The organism is Micromonospora arida, from assembly GCF_042873195.1.
GTDB lineage: Bacteria > Actinomycetota > Actinomycetes > Mycobacteriales > Micromonosporaceae > Micromonospora > Micromonospora arida.
In genome coordinates, this window is record NZ_JBIALC010000006.1 from 370,120 (window position 1) to 393,612 (window position 23,493).

23 protein-coding genes are annotated in these 23,493 nt (G+C 72.9%); 6 read left to right on the forward strand and 17 right to left on the reverse strand.

All coding sequences use genetic code 11. The annotated features are described in order from the left end of the window. Window positions 1-50: 50 nt before the first annotated feature. The 6 genes from nadC to ACFYP0_RS20605 all read right to left on the reverse strand — a co-directional run bounded on the left by nadC (window position 51) and on the right by ACFYP0_RS20605 (window position 6,091). Complete coding sequence (nadC, locus tag ACFYP0_RS20580; RefSeq protein ID WP_357009186.1) at window positions 51-947, reverse strand: carboxylating nicotinate-nucleotide diphosphorylase; 897 nt, start codon at window positions 945-947, stop codon at window positions 51-53. Further along, window positions 944-2,647, reverse strand: a complete 1,704-nt coding sequence (locus tag ACFYP0_RS20585) for an L-aspartate oxidase (RefSeq protein ID WP_386997166.1) — start codon at window positions 2,645-2,647, stop codon at window positions 944-946. Before ACFYP0_RS20585 ends, nadC begins: the two co-directional genes overlap by 4 nt. 108 nt (window positions 2,648-2,755) lie before the next feature. After that, window positions 2,756-3,652 (reverse strand): septum formation family protein, encoded by an 897-nt coding sequence (locus ACFYP0_RS20590; protein ID WP_386997168.1) that lies wholly within the window; start codon window positions 3,650-3,652, stop codon window positions 2,756-2,758. A 96-nt stretch (window positions 3,653-3,748) separates the two neighbouring features. After that, window positions 3,749-4,177, reverse strand: a complete 429-nt coding sequence (gene panD, locus ACFYP0_RS20595) for an aspartate 1-decarboxylase (protein ID WP_030327945.1) — start codon at window positions 4,175-4,177, stop codon at window positions 3,749-3,751. Between the two features lie 44 nt (window positions 4,178-4,221). Then, window positions 4,222-5,070, reverse strand: coding sequence for a pantoate--beta-alanine ligase (panC, locus tag ACFYP0_RS20600; RefSeq protein WP_356978087.1), 849 nt, complete (start codon window positions 5,068-5,070; stop codon window positions 4,222-4,224). 55 nt (window positions 5,071-5,125) lie between these two features. Beyond that, the gene (locus tag ACFYP0_RS20605) at window positions 5,126-6,091 is read right to left on the reverse strand and encodes a Rossmann-like and DUF2520 domain-containing protein (RefSeq protein ID WP_356978085.1); all 966 of its coding nucleotides are present in this window, start codon (window positions 6,089-6,091) and stop codon (window positions 5,126-5,128) included. A 257-nt stretch (window positions 6,092-6,348) separates the two neighbouring features. Here ACFYP0_RS20605 and ACFYP0_RS20610 point away from each other — a divergent pair, with 257 nt between their 5' ends. Further along, complete coding sequence (locus ACFYP0_RS20610; RefSeq protein WP_386997171.1) at window positions 6,349-7,629, forward strand: SAM-dependent methyltransferase; 1,281 nt, start codon at window positions 6,349-6,351, stop codon at window positions 7,627-7,629. Then, window positions 7,626-8,813: an NADH-quinone oxidoreductase subunit D gene (locus tag ACFYP0_RS20615; protein WP_181539454.1), complete on the forward strand. Its 1,188-nt coding sequence runs from the start codon at window positions 7,626-7,628 to the stop codon at window positions 8,811-8,813. Before ACFYP0_RS20610 ends, ACFYP0_RS20615 begins: the two co-directional genes overlap by 4 nt. Before the next feature lie 18 nt (window positions 8,814-8,831). Here the strand turns inward: ACFYP0_RS20615 and ACFYP0_RS20620 are convergent, their stop codons facing one another. From ACFYP0_RS20620 to ACFYP0_RS20635, 4 genes are all read right to left on the reverse strand, one after another. After that, the gene (locus tag ACFYP0_RS20620; protein ID WP_386997173.1) at window positions 8,832-10,538 is read right to left on the reverse strand and encodes a hypothetical protein; all 1,707 of its coding nucleotides are present in this window, start codon (window positions 10,536-10,538) and stop codon (window positions 8,832-8,834) included. A 109-nt stretch (window positions 10,539-10,647) separates the two neighbouring features. Beyond that, window positions 10,648-11,652, reverse strand: a complete 1,005-nt coding sequence (locus tag ACFYP0_RS20625) for a glycine betaine ABC transporter substrate-binding protein (RefSeq protein ID WP_355502073.1) — start codon at window positions 11,650-11,652, stop codon at window positions 10,648-10,650. Between the two features lie 199 nt (window positions 11,653-11,851). Then, a complete protein-coding gene (locus ACFYP0_RS20630; RefSeq protein ID WP_350857110.1) occupies window positions 11,852-12,592 on the reverse strand; it encodes an ABC transporter permease in 741 nt (246 codons plus the stop codon). Further along, the gene (locus ACFYP0_RS20635; RefSeq protein WP_386997176.1) at window positions 12,589-13,275 is read right to left on the reverse strand and encodes an ABC transporter permease; all 687 of its coding nucleotides are present in this window, start codon (window positions 13,273-13,275) and stop codon (window positions 12,589-12,591) included. Before ACFYP0_RS20635 ends, ACFYP0_RS20630 begins: the two co-directional genes overlap by 4 nt. Before the next feature lie 2 nt (window positions 13,276-13,277). Here ACFYP0_RS20635 and ACFYP0_RS20640 point away from each other — a divergent pair, with 2 nt between their 5' ends. Next, complete coding sequence (locus tag ACFYP0_RS20640) at window positions 13,278-14,282, forward strand: ABC transporter ATP-binding protein (protein ID WP_386997178.1); 1,005 nt, start codon at window positions 13,278-13,280, stop codon at window positions 14,280-14,282. 51 nt (window positions 14,283-14,333) lie between these two features. Here ACFYP0_RS20640 and ACFYP0_RS20645 read toward each other — a convergent pair whose 3' ends face one another. From ACFYP0_RS20645 to folP, 7 genes are all read right to left on the reverse strand, one after another. Then, on the reverse strand, window positions 14,334-14,825 hold the full coding sequence (locus tag ACFYP0_RS20645) for a hypothetical protein (protein WP_386997180.1): 492 nt from the start codon (window positions 14,823-14,825) through the stop codon (window positions 14,334-14,336). Between the two features lie 65 nt (window positions 14,826-14,890). After that, entirely contained in the window at window positions 14,891-15,199 is a 309-nt protein-coding gene (locus tag ACFYP0_RS20650; RefSeq protein WP_091403607.1) for a hypothetical protein, read from the reverse strand. A 53-nt stretch (window positions 15,200-15,252) separates the two neighbouring features. After that, window positions 15,253-16,467, reverse strand: a complete 1,215-nt coding sequence (locus tag ACFYP0_RS20655; protein ID WP_356978074.1) for an ABC transporter permease — start codon at window positions 16,465-16,467, stop codon at window positions 15,253-15,255. Between the two features lie 119 nt (window positions 16,468-16,586). Continuing rightward, window positions 16,587-17,123 (reverse strand): DUF3180 domain-containing protein, encoded by a 537-nt coding sequence (locus ACFYP0_RS20660; RefSeq protein WP_355578699.1) that lies wholly within the window; start codon window positions 17,121-17,123, stop codon window positions 16,587-16,589. 19 nt (window positions 17,124-17,142) lie between these two features. Beyond that, the gene (gene folK / locus ACFYP0_RS20665) at window positions 17,143-17,670 is read right to left on the reverse strand and encodes a 2-amino-4-hydroxy-6-hydroxymethyldihydropteridine diphosphokinase (RefSeq protein WP_356978072.1); all 528 of its coding nucleotides are present in this window, start codon (window positions 17,668-17,670) and stop codon (window positions 17,143-17,145) included. Then, window positions 17,667-18,035 (reverse strand): dihydroneopterin aldolase, encoded by a 369-nt coding sequence (gene folB, locus ACFYP0_RS20670; protein WP_355578705.1) that lies wholly within the window; start codon window positions 18,033-18,035, stop codon window positions 17,667-17,669. Before folB ends, folK begins: the two co-directional genes overlap by 4 nt. After that, entirely contained in the window at window positions 18,032-18,928 is an 897-nt protein-coding gene (folP, locus tag ACFYP0_RS20675) for a dihydropteroate synthase (RefSeq protein WP_356978070.1), read from the reverse strand. Before folP ends, folB begins: the two co-directional genes overlap by 4 nt. A 356-nt stretch (window positions 18,929-19,284) precedes the next feature. Here folP and ACFYP0_RS20680 point away from each other — a divergent pair, with 356 nt between their 5' ends. The 3 genes from ACFYP0_RS20680 (at window position 19,285) to ACFYP0_RS20690 (ending at window position 23,492) form a co-directional block, all read left to right on the forward strand. Further along, window positions 19,285-19,599: a hypothetical protein gene (locus ACFYP0_RS20680; protein WP_030327982.1), complete on the forward strand. Its 315-nt coding sequence runs from the start codon at window positions 19,285-19,287 to the stop codon at window positions 19,597-19,599. A 13-nt stretch (window positions 19,600-19,612) separates the two neighbouring features. Continuing rightward, window positions 19,613-19,975, forward strand: a complete 363-nt coding sequence (locus ACFYP0_RS20685; protein ID WP_007466101.1) for a hypothetical protein — start codon at window positions 19,613-19,615, stop codon at window positions 19,973-19,975. 70 nt (window positions 19,976-20,045) lie between these two features. Then, the gene (locus tag ACFYP0_RS20690) at window positions 20,046-23,492 is read left to right on the forward strand and encodes an ATP-binding protein (RefSeq protein ID WP_386997184.1); all 3,447 of its coding nucleotides are present in this window, start codon (window positions 20,046-20,048) and stop codon (window positions 23,490-23,492) included. Window position 23,493: the final 1 nt, after the last annotated feature.

Consider the following 23,493-nt stretch of genomic DNA (forward strand, 5'->3'; position numbering starts at 1 on the left):
CACTGGCCGGCCTGCGGCGGGCCCAGCTCGACCGAGGCTTTGACACACGCCTAATCCGCGCGCAGGTCCAGCGCGATGTCCAGGATCGGCGACGAGTGCGTCAGCGCGCCCACCGAGAGGAAGTCCACGCCGGTGGCCGCGTACCGGCCGGCCACCTCCAGGGTCAGCCCGCCGGTCGCCTCCAGCTCCGCCCGGTCACCCACCGCGGCCACCGCCTCGGCCAGCACCTCCGGCGTCATGTTGTCGCAGAGCAGGAAGTCCGCCCCGGCCTCCACCGCCTCCACCGCCTCCTCGACACTGGTCACCTCGACCTGCACCGGCACCTCCGGGAACGCCTCCCGGACCCGCCGGTAGGCCGCAGTGATGCTCCCGGCCGCCAGCTTGTGGTTGTCCTTGATCATGGCCACGTCGTAGAGGCCCATCCGCTTGTTGGTGCCGCCGCCGGCCCGCACCGCGTACTTCTCCAGCTCCCGCAGGCCCGGCGTCGTCTTGCGGGTGTCCAGCACCATCGCCTTCGAGCCGGCCAGCGCGTCCGCCCAGGCGCGGGTGTGGGTGGCCACCCCGGACATCCGGCAGAGCAGGTTGAGTGCCGTCCGCTCGGCCGTCAGCAGCAGCCGGGTCGGGCCGGTCACCGTCGCCAGCACGTCGCCTCGGGCCACCCGCTCGCCGTCGCGGGCCAGCACCGACACCTCGACGGTACGACCGAAGCCAGTCACCTCGCCCACCAGCTCGAACACGGCGGCGGCCACCGCCATCCCGGCCAACACCCCGTCCGCGCGGGCCACCAGGTCGGCGGTGTCGGTCTGTTCCGCCGGAATGGTGGCCACGCTTGTGACGTCCAGGAAATCCGGGCCCAGATCCTCGACCAGCGCGCCCTCGATCACCTGCCGTACGTGCGCCGGATCCAACCCAGCCGCCCGCAACGCCGTCTCCGTCGACTCGATCACGAGTTTCCCTCCCACTGTTGCGTCACCCGGCCCTGCGCCCCGACCGCCCCGACCAGATGGCCCAGCCACCGTTCGTCGGCTGTCGGGAAGTCCTCCCGCCAGTGGCAGCCCCGGGTCTCACCACGGGCGTACGCGGCGGCAACCAGCGTCGACGCCACGGTGAGCAGGTTCGTCGCCTCCCAGTCGGCGGTCCGCGGCCGCCCACGGGCAACGCCCAGCTCGGTCAACGTCCCGGCCGTCTCGGCCAGCGTCGCGGCGGATCGGAGCACCCCGGCCCCCCGGGTCATCGCCCGTTGCAGGGTCGGCGTCACCTCCGCCGGCAGCACCCAGCCCGTCCCGCCACGCCAGGCGCCGGTCTCCGCCGGCTGGGCCTGCTCGGGCAGGCCGGCGGCGATGTCCTCGGCGATCCGCCGGGAGAAGACCAGCCCCTCCAGCAGCGAGTTGCTGGCCAGCCGGTTCGCGCCGTGCACGCCCGTGCAGGCCACCTCGCCGCAGGCATACAGGCCGGGGATGGAGGTGCGGCCGCGCAGATCGGTGCGGACGCCGCCGGAGGCGTAGTGGGCGGCCGGCGCCACCGGGATCAGATCGGTCGCCGGGTCCACGCCGATCGCCAGGCAGGACGCCACGATGGTGGGGAACCGACCGGCCAGGAAGTCGCCGCCCAGGTGCCGTGCGTCGAGGAAGACGTGGTCGGCGCCGGTGGCCAGCAGCACCCGGTGGATGCCCTTGGCCACCACGTCGCGGGGTGCCAGCTCGGCCAGCTCGTGCTGGCCCACCATGAACCTCTTGCCGTCCGCGTCCACCAGGTACGCGCCCTCGCCGCGCAACGCCTCCGAGACCAGCGGCTGCTGCGCGTGCCCCGCCCCGGGCACCCCCGCGCCGGCCGGGGTGATCAGTGCGGTCGGGTGGAACTGGACGAACTCCACGTCGGTCACCGCCGCGCCGGCCCGCAGCGCCAACGCCACCCCGTCCCCGGTGGAGACCGCCGGGTTGGTGGTGGCCGAGAAGATCTGCCCCATGCCGCCGGTGGCGAGCACGACGGCACGGGCCAGCAGCGCGCCGACGCCGTCCTCGCTGCCCTCACCCAACACGTGCAGGGTGATCCCGCAGGCCGGGCCGAGCCCATCCGGGCCGTCACCGGGCGCGCGCAGGAGATCCAGCACGAGGGCGTGCTCGACCAGCCGGATCCACGGGTCGCGCTGTACCGCGGCGTGCAGGGCCCGCTGAACCTCCGCGCCGGTGGCGTCGCCGCCAGCGTGCACGATCCGGTCCGCCCGGTGCCCGCCCTCGCGGGTCAGCATCAGCGAGCCGTCCGGGTGCCGATCGAACTCGGCGCCGATCCGCATCAGCTCACGGAGCCGGGTCGGGCCCTCCTCGACCAGTACCCGGACCGCCGCCGGGTCGCACAACCCGACCCCGGCGACCTCCGTGTCCCGGGCATGCGCCGCCGGGGTGTCGGCCGGGTCGAGCACGGCGGCGATACCGCCCTGCGCCCACCGGGTCGAGCCGTCGTCAATGTTGACCTTGGTGACCACCGTGACGTGCAGACCGGCCTCACGCAGGTGCAGCGCCGCGGTCAACCCGGCCACGCCGGAACCCACCACGATCACGTCGGTGGTCTCCACCCAGCCGGGCGCGGCCGCAGCCAGCAGCGCGGGCAGGGCAGGCAGGGCAGGCAGGTCGACGGTCGGGAGGTCCATCCCCCCAGTCAACCCGAACCGTCCTCGCGCGGGGCGGCGGGGGCGGGACGAGTGTTTTGGGCGACCCCGTCCGGCGCGCGCCGCGCCGTGCCGACCGTCAGGCCGTGGTCACTTCGTCCGGACCGGCAGACCAGCCGGGCCCGCGCCCTTCAGCGAGGCGGTCACCGTACGGTCGCTGAGCCACAGATAGCAGCGGACGCCCCGGTCACCGACCTTCCAGCGCCCCGCCCCCGGCGGACGGACCACCACACCGCTGCGGAAGCGAAGCGTGGCGTCGTCCGGCACGCCGGCGTACCGGGCCAGGACGCTACGACAACCCGTGTAGAGCGGCAGCCAGTCGGCGTCCCGGGTCGGGTACGCCTTATCCGGTGCGCGCCACACCCCGACGAACTCGGCGTCGTGCTGTTTGCCGCATTCCACCGGGGTCAGCGTCTGCACACCCCGGCCGGCGCCACCGCGAGTCTGCTGGCAACCGAGGCGCAGCCCGGTGGGCCCTTTCAACGCGTCCCGCAGACTGCCCGACCGGACCACCACGGTGGCCGCCGCCTCGACCGTGGTCAACTCGGTGAGGTCGCAGCGGAACCACCGGGAACCCGCCGCCCACCCCGGCCCGTTGGGCAGCGCCACGGACAGCCGCAGCCGGCCGGACCGCCAGTCGTCACCCACGTAGCCCGTCGCCCGGGTGTCGCACTCGGCGAACGCGCCCCGCAGCTCGGTCGAACCCCCCGCCGGAGCGGCCGTCCGCTCGGCCGGGAAGGCCCCGACGTGCACGGTCTCCAGGCGGTGCGGCCCGGCGCAGTCCACCGGCTCATAGCCGGCCAGGCTGACCAGATCGGTGAAGTCGGCGGCGTGACATACCCCGGCGGCCGGGGTGAACGCCGACGGTGCCGGCAACGCCGCCCAGTCGTCGGTCAGATCACCGTCCAGGCCGCCGGACCCGGCACAGCCCACCAGCAGCACCGCCGTCACGGCAGCGGCGAACAGGGTCGTCATGGCACGGCTCATCGCGGCCTCCCCCAGCCACCGACCGGCTTCCGCCAGCGTGCCCAGGGTAACCGGAAATGACCTTCTGGTGACAGACCGGAATCACGGTACGGGGGATCAGACTCCAGACACGGCCAACGGGCTGGGCACCGGGTTCCCGGCAGTGCCGGGTGCCGCCGCAGCCGGGTCGGCACCCAACTCGATCACCCGGTTGTCGGCGTCGACGTGCACGACCCGTGGCCGGTACGACCGCGCCTCGGCGTCGTCCATCTGCCCGTACGAGATCAGGATGACCAGGTCGCCGGGGTGCACCAGGTGCGCGGCGGCGCCGTTGATGCCGATCACGCCGCTGCCACGCTCGCCCGGGATCACGTACGTCTCCAGCCGGGCGCCATTGGTGATGTCCACGATCGCCACCTGCTCGCCGGGGAGCAGGTCGGCGGCGTCGAGCAGATCCTCGTCCACCGTCACCGAACCGACGTAGTGCAGGTCGGCCTGGGTCACCGTGGCTCGGTGGATCTTCGACTTGAGCATGGTCCGCAACATCGGAGTGGCCTTTCGCGGTATCGGTGGAGGGTGGTACGGCCGGGTCAGGGACGCGGGGCGAGGTGGATCGCCGCGTTGTCGATCAACCGGGTGGCGCCCACCCAGGCGGCGATCACCAGCCGAGCCGGCCCGGCCGCCGGCCCCGGTTCCAACTCGGGATCGGTGAGCACCAGGTAGTCGAGGCGGGCACCGGGCGTACCGGCGCCGAACGCGGCGTGCGCGGCGGTCAGCACCGCCCCGGCGTCCAGGCCCTCGTCGGCGGCTTGTGCGCCGGCCCGCAGCGCGGCGGACAGACTCAGCGCGGCGGCCCGCTCCGGCTCACTCAGGTAGCGGTTGCGGCTGGAGAGGGCCAGCCCGTCCGGCTCCCGGACGGTCGGCACGCCGACCACCTCGACCGGCACGTCCAGGTCACGGGTCATCCGCCGGACCAGGGTGAGCTGCTGGTAGTCCTTCTCGCCGAAGAACGCCAGATCCGGCTGGGTGAGCTGGAGCAGCTTCAGCACCACGGTGAGCACCCCGTGGAAGAAGCCGGGGCGGCTCGCCCCCTCCAGCTCGGCGCCGAGCGGGCCCGGATCGAGGTGTACGCGGGGCTGACCGTCCGGGTACATGTCCGCCACCGACGGGGCGAAGACCAGATCGGCGCCCGCCCGCCGGCACACCTCCAGATCGGCGTCGAGGGTGCGCGGGTAGCGGTCGAAGTCCTCGTTCGGCCCGAACTGCAACGGGTTCACGAAGACCGTAACCAGCACGTGGTCGGCCTGTTCCCGGGCCGCGCGCAGCAGCGTCTCGTGCCCGGAGTGCAGCGCGCCCATGGTCATCACCACCCCGACCGTGCCCTTCAGCCCGGCGCGGGCCTCGGCCAACTCGGCGCGCGTGTGCACCACCTGGGTCATAGCGCCACCTCGGTTCGCGATTGTGGGGCTCGCAGGATCGGCTCACTCCTCACGCTCACGCGGCCACCTCCCGACCGCTGTCGGCCAGTACGCCGAGCAGCGACTGTGCGTCCACCGGCCGCAGCCGGCCGGCGGCGATCGCCCGGTCGGCGGTACGACGAGCCAACGCCAGGTACGCGGGGACGGACTCCGGTGCGGTGGCCGCCAACCGGGCCAGGTGCCGCTGCACGGTGCCCGCGTCGCCGCGCGAGACCGGGCCGGTCAACGCGTCGTCGCCGAGCCGCAACGCGTTCTCCAGGGCGGCCCGCAGCAGCGGGGCGAGCACCTTCTCCGGCCGGGACACCCCGGCGTCCCGCAACCGGTCGGTCGCCTCGTTGACCAGGGTCACCAGGTGGTTCGCGCCGTGGGCCAGCGCGGCGTGGTAGAGCGGACGATCCGACTCGGCCACCCACTCGGGCACGCCACCGAGGTCGGTGACCAGCCGGGCAGCCAGCGGGCGCAGCTCCGCCGGGGCGGTCACCCCGTACGAGATGCCATCCAACCGGGCCAGGTCGTCCGGCGTACCGGTGAAGGTCATCGCGGGGTGCAGTGCGAGCGGCCGGGCGCCGGCCGCGACGGCGGGCTCCAGCACGGCCAGGCCGTGGGCTCCCGAGGTGTGCGCGACGATCTGCCCCGGTCGCAGCGCGCCATGCTCCGCGAGGTCGGTCACCACACCGGCCAGTTTGTCGTCCGGTACCGCGATCAGCAGCAGGTCGGCGGCGGCGTGGGCCACGGCGGCGACCGGGCGGCGGGGCACCTCGGGCAACAGCAGGGCGAGGCGGGCGCGGCTGGCTCCGGAGCTGCCGGAGACGGCGACCACCCGGTGCCCGGCGGCGGCGAGCGCGGCGCCCAGCACGGCGCCGACCCGACCGGCGCCAACGACACCGACGGTGAGCAGACGGGAGGTGAAGGGAGTGGCGGAGGCACCGAGAACGGCGGGCCCGTGCGGGGCGGCCGGACGCGGGCGCAACGGTGCGCTCATGACGACGATCCAGTCCTCGAGAAGGGGTACCGGTCGATCGCAAGTATGCGCCCGGCCTACCGAACCCGGACAAGCATGTGTGAAAACCTTCACCACCGCCTCAAGTGCCCTTCGCCACCGTCCCCGACCGCCCCAGGCCAGCGCGTTCCCTCTGCCACCATGATCAAGTGCTGAAAAGTAGGTAACCGAAGCGTTTCTGACCTACTTTTCATCACCTGATCACCGTGCGCCGCGCCCGCTGCATTCGGAGTGAACTGATGTCGATCGCCTGGCGAGACGCGATGAGCCGAGCCCTCTACGGGTCCGGCGGCTTCTTCGTCGCCGGCACCGGCCCGGCCGACCACTTCCGCACCAGCGTGCACGCCTCTCCGGCCTTCGCCACCGCGCTGCTGCGCCTCGTCACGGAGGTGGACGCCGCCCTCGGGCATCCGTCGCGGTTCGACGTTGTCGACGTGGGGGCGGGGCGGGGTGAGCTGCTACGGGCTCTCGCCGGGCTCGCGGTGGGGGTTTCCGGGGAGCCCACCCGCTCCGGGCGGTCAGGCTTGATCCCTCCACGGGTGGGCTCCCCGGAAACCCTGACTCCCACGGCCTCTGCCCGTCCGGCACCCGACGGACCGTCGCCGGTCGCCCCCCGCGCGCCACTCGCGGAGCGCGTCCGCTTCACAGCCGTCGAGTACGCACCCCGCCCCGAGAACCTGCCCGAAGAGATCACCTGGACGTCTGAGATCCCTGCCGAGATCACGGGGGTGCTGCTCGCCACCGAGTGGCTGGACAACGTCCCGCTGGACGTGGCGGTACACACCGAGGACGGCTGGCGATACGTGCTGGTCGACCCCGAGAGCGGTGCCGAATCAGTCGGTGAACCGGTCAGCCCCGATGATCTCGACTGGCTGACCACCTGGTGGCCCAGCCCCACAAGCCCTCAGAGTGCGACCAGCAACCCTGATCTGGGGGTGACCTCAACGGGCGCGACAAGCGAAGGCGAGTCGGGTTTCCGGGCAGCCCGGCCGGCGCAGGGATCAAGCCTGACCGCCCGGAGCCGGCCGGGCTGCCCGGAAACCCCCCACAGTGACTACCTACGAGCCGAGATCGGCCGAAGCAGAGATGATGCCTGGGCCGACGCGGTGAGGAAGATCAGCCGAGGGCTGGCGGTGGCAGTCGACTACGGGCACCTGCGGGAGGCGCGGCCGGTCGACGGGACGTTGACCGGGTACCGAGGTGGGCGGCAGGTGCCTCCGGTGCCCGACGGGTCGAGTGATGTCACCGCGCACGTGGCCATGGACTCGGTCGCCTCCGCTGGTGCGGCGGTCGCCCGGTGCGCGTACTCCCTGGTCTTGCAGCGGGAGGCGCTGCGGGCGCTCGGGGCCGACGGCGGGCGACCGCCGCTCAGCCTGGCCGGCACCGACCCGGTCGGCTACGTGCGGGCGCTGGCCGCCGCGTCGGCGGTGGCCGAGCTGACCGACCCGGCCGGGCTCGGCGGGCACTGGTGGTTGCGCCAGCCGGTCGGCATCCCGCTCGGGCCGGCCGTGGCACGATGACGGGCATGACCACCGACGCCGGGGACCTCCGTGAACTGACCGTCGGCACCGGGGCCGGGCTGATCGCCGGCACCGGTGATCAGCAGCTCGGCACCGACATGGTGCTGAACATCGGCCCGCAGCACCCCTCCACCCATGGTGTGCTGCGGTTGAAGCTGGTGCTCGACGGTGAGCGGGTGGTCGCCTGCGAACCGATCGTCGGTTACATGCACCGGGGCGCGGAGAAGCTCTTCGAGGTGCGTGACTACCGGCAGATCATCGTGCTGGCCAACCGGCACGACTGGCTCTCGGCGTTCTCCAACGAGCTGGGTGTGGTGCTCGCTGTGGAACGCCTGATGGGCATGGAGGTGCCGGAGCGGGCCACCTGGCTGCGGATGGCCCTCGCGGAGCTGAACCGGGTGCTCAACCACCTGATGTTCCTCGGCTCGTACCCGTTGGAGATCGGGGCGATCACGCCGATCTTCTACGCCTTCCGGGAACGCGAGACCATCCAGGCGGTGATGGAGGAGGTCTCCGGCGGCCGGATCCACTACATGTTCAACCGGGTGGGAGGCCTCAAGGAAGAGGTGCCGTACGGGTGGACCGGGCGGGCCCGCGCGGCGATCGGCGAGGTACGCCGTCGGTTGCCCGACCTGGACCACCTGATCCGGCGTAACGAGATCTTCCTGGCCCGCACCGTCGGCGTGGGCGTGCTGTCCGCCGCGGACGCCGCCGCGTTCGGCGCGTCCGGCCCGGTGGCCCGGGCCTCGGGGCTCGACCTGGACCTGCGCCGCGACGACCCCTACCTGGCCTACGACGAGCTGGACGTTCCGGTGGTCACCAAGACCGCCGGCGACTGCCACGCCCGTTTCGAGGTGCTGCTCGACCAGGTGTACGCGTCACTGGACCTTGCCGAGCAGTGCCTCGACCGGGTGGACCGGCTGACCGGGCCGATCAACACCCGGCTGCCGAAGGTGCTCAAGGCGCCGGAGGGGCACACGTACGCCTGGACGGAGAACCCGCTCGGCATCAACGGCTACTACCTGGTGTCGAGGGGTGAGAAGACGCCGTGGCGGTTGAAGCTGCGCACCGCCTCGTACGCGAACGTGCAGGCGTTGGCCACGCTGCTCCCCGGCTGCCTGGTCCCTGATCTGATCGCGATCCTCGGCTCGATGTTCTTCGTGGTCGGCGACATCGACAAGTGACCCGAGCCGCCTGACGGGTCACCGCCAGCGGTCGGTGGGTGGCGCGCCGCCGGCACGCGGCACGTCGTCCTGCGGCGGGTAGCCGTAGCGCTCGTCGACCCGCCGCCGGCCGGTCCGTTCCGGCGCGGGTTCCGCCTGGTGGCCGCGTTGGCGCGGTGGGCGCCACTCGTCCGGCACCGGCACACCGCCCACCGGCAGCGCGGGCCTTCCCGGCTCGGCCCGCCGACCACCGTCGTGGCGGCGCGGTTCTTCATACCGGCCGGCGTCGTCGTAGCGGCCGGCGTCCTCGTATCGGCCGGCTTCGTCGTATCGGCCGGCGTCGTCGTATCGGCCGGCTTCGTCGTATCGGCCGGCGTCGTCGTAGCGGCGCGGCTCCTCGTAGCGGGCGGCGTCCTCGTGACGGCGCGGCTCCTCGTGGCGGACGGCGGCCCAGCGGTCGGCCACCCGGTACTCGGTGCCGGTGGCGTCGGCGTGCACCTCGGCCCGACGTTCGCCGACCCGCAACTCGCGACCGTTCTCATCGTCGCGGACGGCGGCCCACCGGTCACCGGCCCGCAACTGCGACCAGTACTCGCCGGTGTCGTCGGCCCGCAGCGGCGGCCCGGGCTGGGGTGCCGGGGCGCCCGCCCGGTCGCGCTGCTCCGACCAGCCCCGATCGTCCGGGCTGTCCCAGGATTCCGCCGCCGGCCTCTCCGGGGTGCGGTGGGATCGGGACGCCGGGGCGGGCTCGTCGGGCTGGGAGTACGCGTCGCGTCGATCCGTCCACTCCGGTTCGTCGCGGCGGCCCGTCCGGCCCGGCTCAACGCCGTACCCGGCTCTGGGGTGCTGCTCCGGCTCGCTCCTCGCCCGGCCGGACGGCCGAGGGGGCTGTTCGGCGTCGCCGCCCCGGGTCCACTCCTGCGCGGGTGGGGTCCACTGACCGGCGTACCCACCGCCGTAGCGCCCGGCCGGCTCGGCCGGGCCGCCGTCCACCACTGTGTGCCGGGTGGTGACGTGCACGGTCTCGGTGTGTCGGACCACGCCACCCGGCCGTTGCGCCGCCTCCGGGCGGTCGTGCTCCCGGGGGCGAGCTGAGCCGTACGCGGTGGTGGGCGGCCGTTCCCCGCCGTACATTCCGGCGGTGGCCGGCGGCTCGGGGGCCTCACGGGCGTACGCCGGCTCGTCGTCGTTTGGGTGCTCGGGGCGCCCCCACCGGGGCGTGTCGTCGGGGCCGGACACCCGGGCGCGGGCGGGCGGCGCGTCGCCCCGGTTACGGGCCACCGGCGTGTCGTCCACCGGCGGCTCGACGGCAGCCACCCGCGCCCGTCCGGCGCCTGCCGGCTCGACGGCGGGGGCGGCACCGACGAGGGCGGCACCGCTGGTGTCGAGACGGCGGCGCACCGCGGCGATCCCCTCCTGAGCCCGTTGGGCCTGATCGAGCGCCTGGTTACCGCGCTGGGCGGCGGCCACGATCTCGCTGCGCAACTCCCGACGCAGCTCCTCGATCTCGTCCAGCAACTCGTCGGTCCGTGCCGAGGCGCCCTCGCCGTCGGGCCGCAACGCGATGGAGAGGCCGATCAGCACCACCGCGAGGATGGCGAGCACCGCGGCGAAGCGCAGCGGGCCATTGCCGTCGGCCACCAGCAGGATCAGCGCCGCCACCGGCGCGAGAGCGACGCCCGCCCAGAAGAGCATGGTCAGCAGCGGGGGTTGACGCCGGACGTCAGGGGTGGCCGGGGCTGGCATGGATGTGCAGCCTACCCACGTTGTCCACCGGAGGGAACGGGGTCCCCGGGACGCGCGGACGCCCCCGCCCGGTCGGGGCGAGGGCGTCCTCAGCACGTGCGGAAAGGGCTCAGCTGGTGGCGAAGGCGCCATCCGAGGAGAAGATCAGACCCACGCTGATCGAGCCGTCGCGCAGCCCGCTCTTGGTCAGTGGTCCACCCTGGTCCAGCGAGGAGAACTTGCCGACCGACAGCCCATAGGTCTTCTCCAGGCCCGGCTTGCAGAATGGACGCTGCTCGCACTCCGGCGGGCCACCCAGCACGGTCGCGCTGCCGGAGCACTTCGCCGCCAGCTCGGAGAGGGTCCGCACGCCGTACTTGTCCGCGAAGGCCTGGGTCACCGCGAAGGCGTTCTGGTCCTGTGCGGCGGCCGGGGTGCCGAAGGTGAGGCCGGCCTTGTCGCCCTCGGCCTTGAGCGCGGTCACCGTCGTGTTGATGTCCGGCGAGGAGACCGGCTGCGCGTTCTGGCCGTTGGCCTTGGTGTTGAGGAACTCGGCCATGGTCGCCGCGTACTCCGGGACGACCTGGATCTCGCCCTTCTCCAGGGCCGGCGCGTAGAGCTCCCGGTTGCCGATCTGCTGCACCTTGACCTGGTAGCCGGCGGCGGAGAGCACGATCCGGTACAGCTCGCCCAGGATCTGACTCTCGGCGAAGTTGCCGGCGCCCACCGTGATGTCGCCGCCCGGGCCCTTGGCGATGCCCGCGGTCAGGTTGTTCGCGCTGGCGAACTCCTCGGCCGCCACCTTGGGGGTCTTGCGGTCCTCGTTGACGGCCTTGTTGAGCTGGATCAGCTTCGGGGTGTCGAGCGAGGCGGAGACCTTGTCCAGTGCGGCGATCAGCTGCGGGTTGGCCGCCTTGCTGTTGACCGCGGGAATGACGTTGTCGGAGTTCTGGAGCTTCTTGTCGTCCTGCAGAGCGATGAGCTGCTGGCCGGCGACCGGGGCGCACCCGGCGCCGGAGGCGCTCGTCTGGGGTGCGTCGGTGCCGGACGAGCCGGCGTCACCGCAGCCGGTGAGGAGTGCCGCCCCGGCGACGGCGCTGACCGCCCCGATCGCCAGACGTGTACGTGCGCGCATGTGCCCGCCTTCCGTGTCCCGGCGCGACCCGTCCCGGGCCAGCCGCGTGTCCGACGGGCGATCCTGATTGTCGGCCGCCCGCGAATGTCCACCCAACATGCTCCGGAACCGACCGACAACTTGGGATGGACTTCGTCACCCCATCGTCACCGATTTGACGGACGTGGGTCGCCCGCTCGACGCGGGCTCACCCGGACGGTCAGGCGCTGCCGGTGGCGTCGGCGGCCCGGGGCCGCCCGAGGCGCTGCCGCCCGCGCCGCAGCGGCTTGGGGGTGACCAGCCGTTCGACGCCGCCGAGGACCACCTCGGCCAGCAGCGCGAGCCCGGCCACCAGCACACCGCCGGCGACGATCTGCCCGCCGCCGGCCGCGATACCGATACCGAAGCCGGTCCGGATGATCTGGCCCAGACCGCCGCCGTTGACGAAGGACGCCAGCGCCGCGGTCGCGATCACCTGGACCGCCGCGGTGCGGAAACCGGCCGCCAGATAGGGCACCGCGAGCGGCAACTCCACCCGGCGCAGCAGCTGCCCGCTGGACAGGCCCATCCCCCGGGCCGCGTCGCGGGCCTCCGGGTCCACCTGCCGCACCCCGGTGTACGCGTTGGCCAGCAGCGGCGGCACGGCGAAGACCGCCAGTGCCACCACTACCGGTGTCTTCCCGAAGCCGCTGGCGAAGACGACCGGGAGGATGGTCAGCAGCGCCAGGGTGGGGATGGCCAGGGTGGCGTTGGAGATCAGCACCACGAGGCCGCCACCTCGACCGAGGTGCCCCAGCCAGAGCCCGAGCGGCCAGGCCACCAGACAGCCGAGCGCCACCGCCAGGGCGGAGATCGTCAGGTGCTCGCCGAGCCGGTCCAGCATGCCGCCGGGGTTGGTCCAGTTCAGTGGGTCGTTGATCCAGGTGATGGCCTGCCCGATCGGGTTCGCCGCGACGGTCACTGTGCCCCCCGGGTGGACCAGGGAGTCACCAGTCGGGCGACCAGGATGAGCAACAGGTCGAGCACGACCGCGAGCGCCACGCAGAGCAGTGCGGCCGTCATGATCTCGGCCTTGTAGAGGTTGTTCTGGAAGCCCGCGAAAATCAACTGCCCGAGCCCGCCGTGCCCGACCAGCACCCCGACCGTGACCAACGCCACCGTCGAGACCGTCGCCAGCCGTACGCCGGTCACGATGCCCGGGAGCGCCAGCGGCAGGTCGATCCGGAACAGCCGCCTCCACCGGCCGTAACCCATACCCTCGGCGGCCTCCCGAACCTCCGGGGGCACCTGGTTGAGACCGGCCACCACGTTGCGCACGATCAGCAGCAGCGCGTAGAGGACCAGCCCGACCAGCACCGTGGTGGCCCCGGTGCCCAGGTAGGGGGCGATGAACGCGAAGAGCGCCAACGACGGGATGGTGTAGACCACCCCGCTGACAGCGAGGATCGGGCCGGCGAGCGGACGGACCCAGTACGCCAGCACGGACAACGGCAGGGCGATCAGCACCGCGATCAACACCGCTCGGCCGGTGAGGGAGGCGTGTTCGCGCACCGCGGCGAGGATCGTGTCAGAGTTGTCCCGCACGTACTGCCAGGAGAACCAGGGGTTACCCGGGTCGGCCCGGTAGCTCAGGCGGAAGGACATACGTGGACGTTACCCCGGAGGCTACCGGCGTGGCCCAATCCCCTCGCGCGGCGTCGATCTCCCTGGAGGGCATCCAGAAGCACTACCCGAACGGCACCGAAGCTGTCCGGGACCTCAGCCTGGAGGTCCCGGCCGGCGAGCTGGTGGTGCTGATCGGCCCGTCCGGCTGCGGCAAGTCGACAGTCCTGCGGATGATCAATCGCTTGATCGAACCGACCGCCGGCCGCATCACGCTCGGCGACGAGGACGTCACGAACGTCGACCCGGTGCAACTGCGCCGTCGAATCGGGTACGTGATCCAGAACGTCGGTCTCTTTCCACACCAGACCGTGCGGGCCAACGTGGCCACCGTGCCGAGCCTGCTCCGCTGGCCCAAGGGCCAGACCCGGGCCCGGGTCGACGAGCTGCTCGACCTGGTCGGGCTGGACCCGGCCGAGTTCGGCGGTCGCTACCCGCACGAGTTGTCGGGTGGCCAGCGGCAGCGTGTCGGGGTGGCCCGGGCGCTCGCCGCCGACCCGGTGGTGCTGTTGATGGACGAGCCGTTCTCGGCCGTCGACCCGATCGTCCGGGCCCGCCTCCAGGAGGAGTTCCTGCGCCTCCAGGCCGAGGTGCGCAAGACGATCGTGCTGGTCACCCACGACCTCGACGAGGCCGTCCGGCTCGGTGACCGGATCGCGGTCCTCTCCGAGGGCGGGCAGCTGGAGCAGTACGACACCCCGGCCGCACTGCTCGGCGCACCCGCCACTGCGTTCGTACGCGAGTTCGTCGGCGCCGACCGGGGCATCCGCCGGTTGGCGGTCACCCCGCTCGACCGGGAGGCGCTGGAGCCGGTGCCCGAGGACGCCGCATCGGACCTGCCCACCGTCGCTGTGGACGGCTCGGCGTACGACGCGTTGGCGGTCCTGCTCACCTCGGGCCGGGACCGGCTTCTCGTGACCGACGCCGGCCGGCCGGTGGGCGCGCTCAGCCGACAGCGCCTCCTCGACCTCGGCCGCCCGACCAGCTGACCCCCGGTCGGGGCAGGCACGACCGTCTCGCCTGACCCCGCCTCGGCCGGGTCAGGCACGACCGCCGAGGCTGGCGATGCCGATGATCCACCCGGTGAGGAAGCCGTAACCGGCACCGGTGCTGGCGTCCTGCAGGGCCCCCAGCAGTGACGGTGCCGGGCCGAGCAGCGCCGCCAACACTGCGGCCAGCCCGCCGGCCAGCACGTACGCTGCCCAGCCGGAGAAGAACTGGCTGACCGGGCCGGGCACCCGGGCGACCTGGGCGGCGGGCAACAGGTAGAGCAGCGCCACCGCGAGGACCACCACCAGCACCGCTCGCAGGTCGGCGGCGAACAATCCGCCGGCCTGCCCGTCCGCGTCCAGCCGCCAGGCCGGCCAGGCGAGCAGGCGCACGTAGAACGCGCCGCCCGATTCCGGGTCGGTCAGGGTGGCGGCCCAGCCGGTGTACGCCGGACTTCCGCAGATGCCGACCAGCAGCAACACGGCGAGCGCGCCGGTGCCGGCGGCCGTGCCGTAGCGGCTGACCGGGCCGGAACGGTGCATGAGCGACGCGATCCGCCCAGGCCCCGAACCGGTGGCTCGGGCTGACCTGGGCTGTCCCGAGCGGCTCAGTGCTTCATCAGGTAGTCGATGAAGGCGGCCCGCAGCAGCGGCGCCGACTCCTCGTAGCCGTGACCGGTCAGCTCCCGCCACAGCGCGTTGGCCTCGTCGATCGTCGGGCCGATCGAGTTCGGGGCGCCGTCCAGCACCGTGGCCTCGTCCGCGTTCGGCAGGTGGCGCAGCACCGACCAGAAGAAGCCCACGTCCCGGTGCTCCCGGGCCCGGGCGAACGCCCGCTCCCGCAGCTCCTCGGTGGACAGCGCGTCAAGCTCCTCGAACGAGGTTCCGCCCGGGGTGGCGGCAGGTGAGTCGGTCATGTCGCCGAGCCTAACGCTCGAGATCAGCTCCGGCTCGGCGGACGCGACGCGGCTCACCGCTCGTCGGTGTCCCACCGTCGCGGGCCGTCCTCCCACCGCGGATCCCGCCACGGGTCGATCGGTTGGGGCGCGGCCTGGGTCGGCAGCGTGGGAGGCCAGTTGTCGACGGACTGCGGCTGCGGCGTGGTCCAGCCCGAGCTGATCGTGCCGTCGCTGACCGGCTCGGGCCGCTCCGGGCTGCCCACTCGGGGCCGCCCGAGCGTCTCGACCAGCCGGGTGGCCAGCAGCCCGACGCCGAGCGCGGCCCCGCCGACCACCCAGTTGCTCAGCGTCCAGCCGCGCTCCGGCGCGTACACCTGGAAGACGGTGACCAGGCCGACCGCCAACAGCGTGCCGAACACACCGCCCCGGCGGCCGTACGCGCTGGTGCCGGCGAGCAGGGCCACGCCGATCGCCAGCACCGTCCAGTCCAGCCCCGAGGTGGGTGCCACCGGCCCGGGGTCGTTGGCGGCGAGCAGCATGCCGGCCAGAGCGGCCAGCACCGTGGAGACGACCAACGCGACGGCGGTCACCACGGCTGCCACCGCGCCCCGCCGACGGGCCGGGTCGGCGATCGGTCGGTACCGGCCGACGAGCCGGCGGATCGCCCGGATCGCGCCGAACAGCCCACCCAGGACGGCCACCGCGGCGAAGCCGGCGAAGAGGTAACCGGCGCTGCCGGTGGGGTCGTAGTCGCCCTGCACCAGCACGGGTGCCGAACGGCGTTCGATGTACACCACCACGGCGGCGGCGCCGGCCAGGCTGGCGGCCCAGCCCGGCACGTGCAGCACCACCACGGCCAGCGCCAGCGCCAGCCCGCCCACCGCGGCGACCGCCACGGCCGGGCCGAGCGACGCCGGCAGCCCCCGGTCACCCTGCTCGGCGTAGTGCAGGGCGGCCGCTACCGCGATCGGGCCGACGGCCAGGTTCGGCGCGGCCGTCCGCAGGCTCAGCCCGGCGGCCAGGGCGAGCAACCCCAGCCCGACCGCGTCGATCAGCAGCGTGCGCAGGTTGCCGTCACGCACCGCGGCCGGATCCTCCCGCCAGAGCAGCCAGCTCACGGCGGCCAGCCCGGCCAGCAGCAGCAGCTCCCACCACAGGTGTACGCCGATCCGATCCCGGCCGGGCTCACCGTGGGTTGGGTCGTCGAAGACGTTCTCCAGTACGGCGCTCGGCACCCCCGACGCGGGTTCGGCCGAACGGTCCCGGCCCGCTTCTTCGTACCCCATGACGCCGCCTCCCCAGTGGCCGACCGTCCCCAGTCCGGCGCGCGGACGGACCCTGGGCGGCCCTTGCTCTCCGATCGCAGGCACCGTACCCGCGACCGCAGCCGGGCGTAACCCCCTGCTCAGCGCTGGCCGGGGCGGCTCTCCCGAGGGTCCTGCTCGCGCTCGTCGTCCGGGCGTTCCGGCACCCGGCAGGAGCGCTCCAACCAGAGCGCGGCGCCGACCAGTGCCAGCGAGGCGAGCAGGCCTCCGCTGGCGGCCGGTCGATCGTCCAGGGCAGCGCGGGTGGTCTCCACGAAGAGCCAGCCGGTGAGCCCCGCGTAGAAGCCCGCGAAGATCGCGGCGGCCAGCGCCGACGCCTTCGCCAGCACCACGAAGCGGGCGACCAACAGCGGATTGACCGGGTCCCGACCCGGCTTGCGCTCGATTCGGCCCCGGGTGTTGATCGCGGCGTACGCCTCCAGCACGGCGAGCCCGGCCAGCGTCACCACCGGCAGCCAGGGCAGCCGGGGAATGCCGCTGTAATAGAGGCTGCTGATCAGCAGCCAGGCCACCGCCGCCGCACCCAGGCCGGCCACGACCAGGGTCGAGATCCGGGTGGGGCCCATCCGCGACCCGTCCGGGCCCGACCCGCCGGGTGGGGGCTTCGCCTGCGTCATGCCGGCCGGTTCCGCTCGGTCATGCCGTCGACTCTAACGCCAACTCCGGCCGGGGACGCAGTTCCAACGCCTCGTCGGCCGCGGGGCCGGTGGTCAACAGGTCGGTCAACCAGCCGTGACCGGGCAGCCGACCGTACGGCTGGATGTCGATCCACGGACGCAGCACGAAGGCGCGCAGGTGCGCCCGGGGGTGCGGCAGGGTCAGCTCCGGGTCGTCGCTGAGCACCGGCTCGTCGTCGTCGCCCCAGACGGCGATCACGTCCACGTCGAGGGTGCGCGGTCCGAACCGCCGCTGCGGGTCACGGACCCGGCCGGCCGCCTGCTCCGCGTCGCGGGCCCGCTCCAGCCAGTCGCGCGGGGTCGCGCTCTCGTCCTGCACGAGCACCACCGCATTGAGGTACGCGGGCTGATCGGTGTCACCCCACGGGGGAGTCTCGTACACCCCGGAGAGCACGAGCACCGCGTCGCCGAGGGTGGCGACGGCCGTACGCAGGTGCTCCAGGCGGTCGCCCAGGTTGCTGCCGAGCGAGAGGACCGCCCGGGTCATCGGGTACGCGCCCGGGTCATGGTGACGGCCACGTCGGTGAAGGTGTGCGGCACCGGAGCCTCCGGCTTGTGCACGGTGATCGTCGCGGCGTCGACCCGAACGTCTGCCAGGCAGACCGCGAGGAGCCGGTCCGCCAGAGTCTCGATCAGGTTGACCGGCTCGCCGGTCACCACCGCGACCAGGCGCTCGGCCAGCTCGCCATAGTGCACGGTGGCGGTGACGTCGTCGCTGGCAGCGGCCGGGCCGAGGTCCAGCTCCAGGACGGCGTCGACCACGAAGTCCTGCCCCTGTTCGCGTTCGAAGTCGTACACCCCGTGCCGGCCGCGCGCCCGCAGGCCGGTCAGCTGGATCCGGTCCGTCGTCATCGCCGTACCCCATGCTCGTGATCGTCTTGCGTTCGCTTCCTGTCGTGCGGCGGCACGGCCAGGCGGGGGCTGCCGGTCGCCGCCCAGACGGCGAGCGCGTCGGCGGTGGCCTGCACGTCATGCACGCGTACGCCCCAGGCTCCGGCGGCGACCGCCAGCACGCTGGTGGCCACGGTGGCCGCCTCCCGCTGGGCGGTAGGTCGCGGCGTGCCGTCCGCGGCGGCGAGCAACCCACCGAGGTACGACTTGCGGCTCGCCCCGAAGAGCAGCGGGTAGCCGAGATCCAGCAACTCCGGCAGGCGGGCGCTGAGCTCCCAGTTGTGCGCGGCCGTCTTGGCGAAGCCGAGCCCGGGGTCGACGATGAGGCGGTCGGCGGCCACTCCGGCGGCCAGCGCCGTGTCGATCCGTTGGGCCAGCTCGGCCCGGACGTCGGCCACCACGTCGGTGTAGGTGGCCAGCTCGCGCATGGCACGGGAGTGCCCACGCCAGTGCATCAGCACCCAGGGGCAGTGCGCGTCGCGGACCACCCGGGCCATGTCCGGGTCGGCCAGGCCGCCGGAGACGTCGTTGACCACCGCCGCGCCGGCGAGCAGGGCGGCCTCCGCGACCCGCGCACGGCTGGTGTCGACGCTGACCGCCACACCGGCGGCTGTCAGTTCGCGGATGACCGGCAACACCCGCTCGGCCTCGGTCGCGGCGTCGATCCGCTCGGCGCCCGGACGGGTCGACTCGCCACCGATGTCGACCAGGTGCGCACCGGCGTCGCGTAGACGGACGCCGTGTCCGACGGCGGCGTCCAGGTCGGCGTACCGTCCGCCGTCGGAGAAGGAGTCCGGTGTGACGTTGAGGACGCCCATCACCACCGGGCCCGAAGCCCGCACCAGATCGGTCACGACTAGACGGTACCGGTCGCGGCGGCGGCGCCCAGCGACCCGGGTACGCCCTGCACCACTGCCCCTGACGTGCCGATTGGAACAGGTGTACGATCGGTCATCTGGGCAGTATCGGGCAGCCCCTTCGCGGCTTGTCGCAATCCGGGGCGGCCCGTACGCTTTGGAATTGGCCAGCATCGAGATGGCGAAGCTTGGAGGGAGGGCCGAAGCGGGGAAAATCCGCCCAAACCTCGCCACCCTCCGTGGTGAGTAACGAACACAGGGTCAAGAACGCCATGCCCTGTGGGGCACTTTTCCCGTCCGGCTTGCCTATTGCACCGCCGCGGCACCGCCGGCCGCGCTATGGGGAGGTTCCAGTGATCGCCTTCGAGCTCATGGAGACGGCGTCGTCCGGCGTCGCCCACGCGCTCTCCACCCTGGCGTCGGCTCCACTCGCGGAGCCGGCACCGAAGGGAATCGACACCAACAGTGTCGTCACCTTCTTCGCCAGCAAGATCGCGCCGATCCTGCTCGCCGTCCTGGGCGTCATCTTCATCGGCCGTGCCAGCCGAGGCGAGATCTCCAAGGTGCTGACCAGCTCCGCGATCGCCATCGTCGGGCTCGCCTTCATCGCGGGCGCGGCAACACTTTTCTTCGTCGGCGATTACCTGATCGACCTGATCTTCGAATAGGCGCGTTCACCAGATGCGGCTGCGCACCGACGACGACATCTACCGGGCCCGCCTGGTCTACCTCGGGCCGCCCGGTTACACCCTTCCGGTCCACCTGCCCTACGCCCAGTACGGGCTCTTCATGCTGCTGGTCCCCCTCTACATGTTCATCCACTGGCTGTTCACGTTGACGGTCGAGCTCTTCCCAGCCTGGGAGATCGCGCTCGCCATCGTGACCACGTCGTTCATCTTCCGGCACGTCGACCCCGATCGGCCGGCGCGGGTGGTCATCCGCACCGCGCTGACCGACTGGCGACGCACCCGGGAGCCGGCGATCGAGCAGCGCGATCCGCGCCTGGTCGGCAGCCGGATCAGGATTCGGGAGGAGCTGGCATGACCGGACGTACGTCGAACGGTCCGTCGCAGGACGCGGGCATGGGTCTGCCGACAGTCGCCGAGGCGATCGCATGAGCCGCTCCTCCACGCCGGGCTCCCCGGCCGGCCGCCCGGGCGCACCAGCCGGTCACCGTGCGCACTCATTCGACTACACCGAGGACGAGGACGAGGTTGCCCTCGACCCCGCGCTGGTGACGTCGCCCGGCCACGGTGCCGTCGGCGTGTTCCAGGCACCCCGGCCGATTCCCCGCCGGACGCCACCGGCTGAGCCCACCGCCGTGTCGGCCGGCGAGAACGCCGACATCGACTCCCCCTTCCTGGACCTCTTCGGCGGCGGGGGACGACCCGCCTCGCCACGAGCCGTCACCGCAGGCCCGAGCACCCGCGAGCAGCCAGCGATCCCGCATCAGCCGCCACCCGCCGCCAGCCCGGCACCGGCCCGCGCGGTTCCCGAACTCGAGCCACCGTGGACGCCCGCCGACCCGCCCGGCAACGGTGGCCGACCCGTCGAGCCACGGCACGGAGGCGGCCACCCGGCCAGCGAGTCCCGGGTGCCGCACCAGGCCGGCGATCGACGGCCGATGCTGCGTCCGCCGGACGAGCCCGACCCGTCCACCGGCGGCGGGTCGCAGGCGACCGCCAGCCCCGTCCGCCGACCCGCCAGCACCGTGCCGGGCGGCCGCCCCGCAGCGACGTCACCGGCCCGACCGGCGGCTCAAGCGCCCCAGCCGACGGCCACGGCCGGCCGGTCCACGGCCCCCTCGGAGCAACCGGCCATGATCACGGCTGCCGATCGGCCAGCTCTCGAACGCGCGCCGCGCCGGGCCATCGACTCGGATCGGCCCAGGAACACCGGCACCGCAGCCACCGGCAAGGAGATCGCCGCACCCCGACAGCGCACGGCGAGCCGTTCGGACCGACCGATCAAGCCGACCCGGGTTCGCGCTCCAAAGATCAAATTCGGGGATCGGGATCCGTCGGTCGAACTGGCCATCACCGAGATCGCCGGCCACCTCACCTTCACGCCGAACACCGTCACCGCCTGGTACTGGCTGCCTGAGGTCCGCTGGGCGTTCCGTCCGGACGCCGAGCGCGAGGCGCTGCTGTCGGCGATCTCCGAGCAGTACGCCGGCCTGGCCGGCTTCCGACTGCACCTGCGCCGCACCACCCGACCGTTCCCCGCCGACGAGTGGGCGCGCACCATCGACACGCACACCTCGGCGCCGCTGCCCGACGTCCCCGGCACCACCGGCTGGGCCGACCACCTGGTCGCCGCCCAACGCCACCTGATGGCGGTCAACCACGCCGAGGGCCAGACCTACCTGGGCGTCACCTTCGCCCGGCGGTCCCTCGGCGACTCGCTCACCGAGCGGCTGCTGCGCACCTTCGGCCGGGGCACCGCCGATGGCGAACGCCGCAAGTTGGGTCGCACCGTGGAGCAGTTCGACGAGGTGCTCGGGGCGTTCGGCATGCGCGGCCGGCGGGTCACCGCCCAGGAGCTGGAATGGCTGCTCTACCGCTCGGTGGCGCTGTGCATGTCGCCGCCGAGCACCCTCTCCCCCGTCACCGACGGGCGCTGGGAGCGCGGCGACCTGCTCGCCATGACCGAGCAGGTCGAGCGCTACCGCACCCCGTACGGCTCGACGGTCAAGCTGGTCAACCGGATGACCGGCGAGGAGCGGCACGTCGCCGTGCTCGCGGTCGGCCGGATGGAGCCGCTGGAGATCCCGGAACGACACGAGCCCTGGCTGCACTTCCACGAGCGACTGCCCTGGCCGATGGAAATCTCGACCCGCGTCGACATCCTCGGCTCCGGCGACTCCTTCCGCAATCTCGAACACCGGCTGCGGATGATCCGCTCGCAACAGCTCGACTACGCCGAACACGGCATCGACGCGCCCCCGGAGCTGGAGCGACTGGCCAAGCGCGCCCTGGTGATCGGCGACGAGATGACCACCGGCCTGCCGGTCGACTCGGCCCGCGCACACGGCTGGCACCGGATCGCGGTCGGCGGCCGGACCAGGGAGGAATGCCTGGAGCGGGCCCGTCGGCTCATCCAGCTCTACTCCCGGGAGCTGCGCATCTCGCTGCAGCACCCGAAGAACCAGGACTGGCTGGCCCGCGAGTTCATCCCAGGTGAGCCGATCGCCAACACCGGCTACGTGCGTCGCATGCCGGTGCCGTTGCTCGCCGCCGCGCTCCCCCAGGCCGCATCCAACGTGGGCGACCGGCGGGGCGACCTGATCGGCCGAACCGCTGGCACCTGCCGCCGCCCGGTCTTCCTCGACCTGCACTTCCCCATGGAGGTCCGGGAACGCTCCGGGCTCGCGGTCTTCGTCGCCGAACCGGGCGGTGGCAAGTCCACCCTGCTCGGCGCCCTGGGCTACCTGGCCGCCCGCCGAGGCGTCCAGGTGACCCTGCTCGACCCGTCCGGCCCGCTGGCCCGCCTCTGCGCGATGCCCGAGCTACGGCCGTACTCCCGGGTGTTGAACCTGACCGGCTCGGAGCACGGCACCCTGGCGCCCTACTCGCTCATCCCGACGCCGCTGCGCTCCGAGTTCGGCACCGGGGCCGCCGGTGACCGGGAGTTCGAGATCGCGGTCTCCAACGCCCGAGCCGAGCGGCGGATGCTGGTCCAGGACATCTGCATGATGCTCGTCCCGCCCCAGGTGGCCAGGGAGGCGTCGACCGCCACCCTCTTCCGGCACGCCGTCCGCCAGGTCCCCGCCGAGGAAACCTCCACCCTGGACGACGTGGTGAGCTGCCTCGGGCGGCTCGACGACGACGCCGGCAAGGAACTGGCCAACCTCCTGCTGGACACCGCCGAGATGCCACTGGCCATGCTCTTCTTCGGCCGACCGCCGGAAGGGCTGCTCGGCGCCGACGCGGCCCTCACCGTGATCACCATGGCCGGGCTACGGTTGCCCGACCTCAAGATCGAACGCGAGTACTGGTCAGCCGAGGAAGCACTGGCCCTGCCGATGCTGCACACAGCGCACCGGCTCGCCGTCCGGCGCTGCTACGGCGGCTCGATGTCATCCCGCAAACTCGTCGGCCTCGACGAGGCGCACTTCATGGAAGGTTGGCGGTCCGGGCGCTCCTTCCTGGTCCGACTCGCCCGCGACTCCCGCAAGTGGAACCTGGCCGCACTGGTCGCCTCCCAGAACCCCCGCGACATCCTCGGCCTCGACGTACAGAACCTCGTCTCCACCGTGTTCGTCGGCCGCATCGCCGAGGACGCCGAGATCGCCTCCGAAGCGCTACGGCTGCTCCGGGTGCCGGTCAACGACGGGTACGAGGCCACGCTCGCCTCACTCTCCGCCGCCGACACCAGTTCGTCCAGCCGGCTCGGCTTCCGCGAGTTCGTGATGCGCGACGTCGACGGCCGGGTGCAGAAGGTCCGCGTCGACGTCTCGTACGTCGAAGGGCTGCTGGACCACCTCGACACGACGCCCGCCGCGATCGCCGCGGCGGCCGGAGTCCTGCCGAGCATCCCCCTGCCGGATCTGGAGGCGTGAC